This is a genomic window from Geobacillus sp. Manikaran-105 (assembly GCF_002809955.1).
Taxonomy (GTDB): Bacteria; Bacillota; Bacilli; order Bacillales; family Anoxybacillaceae; genus Geobacillus; species Geobacillus thermophilus.
Window position 1 is genome coordinate 1 of the sequence record NZ_PIJG01000101.1, and the last position, 3,304, is coordinate 3,304.

2 protein-coding genes and 2 pseudogenes are annotated in these 3,304 nt (G+C 52.0%); 1 reads left to right on the plus strand and 3 read right to left on the minus strand.

All coding sequences use genetic code 11. The features are described from left to right. Nucleotides 1–68: 68 nt before the first annotated feature. Both CV945_RS16500 and CV945_RS16505 read right to left on the minus strand, forming a co-directional pair. Nucleotides 69–860 (minus strand): annotated as a pseudogene (locus CV945_RS16500) (ABC transporter permease); the annotation flags it as partial. A 5-nt stretch (nt 861–865) separates the two neighbouring features. Next, nucleotides 866–1,204 (minus strand): annotated as a pseudogene (locus CV945_RS16505) (ABC transporter ATP-binding protein); the annotation flags it as partial. Nucleotides 1,205–1,353: 149 nt separating this feature from the next. Here CV945_RS16505 and CV945_RS16510 point away from each other — a divergent pair. Then, entirely contained in the window at nt 1,354–1,539 is a 186-nt protein-coding gene (locus CV945_RS16510) for a YhzD family protein (RefSeq protein WP_015374028.1), read from the plus strand. 37 nt (nt 1,540–1,576) lie between these two features. Here CV945_RS16510 and CV945_RS16515 read toward each other — a convergent pair whose 3' ends face one another. Beyond that, the gene (locus CV945_RS16515; RefSeq protein ID WP_033011660.1) at nt 1,577–3,082 is read right to left on the minus strand and encodes a coproporphyrinogen III oxidase; all 1,506 of its coding nucleotides are present in this window, start codon (nt 3,080–3,082) and stop codon (nt 1,577–1,579) included. Between the last annotated feature and the right edge of the window lie 222 nt (nt 3,083–3,304).

Sequence of the window (3,304 nt, forward strand, 5' to 3'; positions counted from 1 at the left end):
ACGCCTCAAAGAATAAGGATTGCTTGAAGCAGTCAAACTTCTTTGGAAGCCCCCACTTCAAATTTTCGCTAGAAAATTAAGTGGGGGTAGTTCACATCCTTGAAAATGTTCATTCGTCCATACATCAGCACGCCGCCTCGGTACACTTTGGCGCCAAAATAAATGAGCAAGGCAATCGTCGCCGCCAAAAGCGCAAGACAAAGCGCCACTTCCCATCCCGGCACGGAAACGAGGCCAATGCGCAAAAACATGAGCATCGGCGCGAAAAAGGGAACGAACGAAGCGCCGGTCACGAACGCCGACTCTGGCGCATTCAAGCCAAACATCGCGATCATAAAGGCAGCGACAACCAGCATCATGACCGGCGTAATCGCCGGCTGTACATCCTCAACCCGGCTGACGAGCGAACCGAGCACGGCAAACAGCACCGCGTACAAGAGGTAACCGAGCAAGAAAAAAACGAGTGCATACACAAAGATTGAGGCCGGCAGGTGATCCAATCCGAGGAAACGCCACACTTCCTGTCCGCTCGTTTTTAACGCGGCGAACGCAACGGCGAAAAACACGAAAAATTGCGTCAAGCTGACAAGCGCAACGCCGATGATTTTGCCAAACAGCTGTTGGACTGGCGGGACGCTTGACACTAAAATTTCCATCACGCGCGACGATTTTTCCGTCGCCACCTCCGTCGCGATCATGCCGCCATACATCAAAACGAACATATACATCGCGAACAGAAGGACATAAACGAGAGAGCGCGCTTCGTTCAGCTCCTCTTCCGTCTTCGCGTTTTTTTCCAATGCCACCTTTTGGAACGGAACCGGTTTGGAAAGCTCCGCCATCTGTTCATCCGTCAGCCCGGGCAGCGGTCGATTTCCGGAAGAAGATCCGTCTTTTTCATTCCGCGCAACCGCCCTAAATACAGAAGCTGCTCTTGCACTTTCAGCTTCGGGTACAACCCGCGCTCTTCCGGCAAATAGCCGATCAGATGGCTTTTCGAGTCATCAATCGGTTCGCCTTGCCAACGGATCACCCCTTCCGTCGGGAGCAGAAGGCCTAAAATCATGCGAAAGGTCGTCGTTTTTCCCGCTCCGTTCGCCCCAAGCAATCCGAACATCTCCCCTTCCGGAACCGTCAACGTCAAATGGTCGACGGCCGTCGCCTGGCCAAACCGTTTCGTCACCTCAATGATCTCCAAACTCATCCACATTCCCCCAACACAAAACAAATTTTCCTCTCACACTATTAAAACGTGCCATCTAAAAAAAAGTTTTAGATAAAAGCAGGAATTTGTCGATTCAACCTCTAAATGAAAGAGAAATGAATGATGATTCAGCGAAAGGAGATGGTGACATGCCGACGTATACGTTGACCGCGTTTGAGCGCGACGGGGAAAAATTGCTTGATGAAACGTTTGAAGCCGCCAATGATGAAGAAGCGAAAAAAATCGGCGAGCAAAAATTGCGCGAGCGCGGCTGTTGGGACAAAACACACCGTTGCGTCAATGCGAGCGGCAAGCTCATTTTATTTCACCGCTAATCAAAATACCCCGGGGTTGTTCCCGGGGTGTTGTTATTTATCCAAATATTCCCTTTAATATATTGATTTTCTCTTCCGTATATTCGGCGAAATGTTCGTTGTACACTTTCGGCTCTTTTGGATTCGCCTGGCGGGTGATGTTCCGCGTTTTCGGATCGACAAACTTGCTTGATGCCCCGCAGCCAAGGCCGATGATCGACTGCTGTTCTTCCATGATCATAATGTTGTATAGGCTCTCGTGCCCCGGCAAGGCGTAGCCGACGTTTTCCAAGTTGCCGAGAATGTTTTTTTGTCGGTACAAGTAATATGGGACATAACCGTGCTCCTTTGTCCACTCCTGGGCCGCCTTCATCATCGCCTGCACTTCCTCGCGGCTGGCGACTTTGTACTTTTGTTTGTTCTTTGTCATTTCCGACGCCCGCTTAAACGACAGCGTATGAACGGTCAGCGACTCGGGCAGAAGCCGTTCCGTCTGTTCAAGCGTATACGTAAACTCTGGAAGCCCTTCGCCCGGCAGTCCGATGATTAAGTCCATGTTGATGTTGTTCATCCCCATCTGCCGCGCCAAGTGGAACTTCTCAATCGTTTCTTCAACGGTATGATGGCGGCCAATCGCTTTTAACGTCTCTTGAATGTACGACTGTGGATTGATGCTGATTCGGTCGATCTTCCATTTTTTCAATACGTCAATCTTCTCCGGCGTAATCGTATCCGGACGCCCGGCTTCGACCGTGATTTCGCGGACGCGGTCGACGTCTGGAAATACGTCATACATATGAGCGTATAACCGGTCCATCTCGTCGGCCGTAATGCTCGTCGGCGTCCCGCCGCCGTAGTAGATCGTCGTAATGCGAATGCCGCGCTCGCGCAAAAAGCGGCCGACTGCTTCCATTTCGTAATGAAGGCCGGCCAAAAAGGCGTCGACCGACCCTTGGCGGCCGTTGATGGCGTACGCCGGAAATGTGCAATACGCGCATTTCGTCGGGCAAAACGGAATGCCGATATAAATGCTCACTTCATGAGCCAAATCGTATAAATCCGGCACGACCGTGAGCTGGCGGTCCACGATCGCCTGCATTAGTTCGATTTTCTCCTTAGTCACCAAGTACTCCTCGGCCAGCTTCCGATGCGCCTCTTCTTTCGAAAGGCCTGAGCGCAAAAGCTGATGAAGCAGCTTGACCGGGCGGACGCCGGTCAGCACGCCCCACGGCTGAATGAGGCCGGTAGAACGCTCAAGCAACGTCAAATAGACATGCAAAACGGCGTTTTTCAGCTGTTTTTCGTACGTTTTCCCGTCAGCATCCGCCGGCGTGCTGCGTTCATGACTTACTTCCTCCACGCGCCCCGACGTCTTGTCAAGCAGCGTCCCCGAAACAGCGATGCCCCCGTCTTCCTTGACGGAAAACATAGCGGCCATATCGGCCTCAGGAAGCGGCGCGAACGACAGCTCCGGCGCTTCGAAAAACAGCTCGGTCATCACCTCAAGCGGGCGCTGAAACCGTTCCGGATTCGGCAGTCCTTGAATTTCAATCCGCACGTTCATCACCTTTTCTGTCAAACTTCTTTCAGTGTACTGAACGGCTGTTTCCTTCGTCAAGCGGAAGAATGCACCTTTCGGCGACTTTACGGGAATGACTCCTGCTTGGCGAACCTAGAAGGCCGGTGAAAAAAGTACACCCTGAGGCAGGGATTTAGGGGGCTTATGTCGAAAAAGGAAGAAAAATCGTTGGAATGGAGCGTGAGCGGATCATGAAAGCCCCCAAAA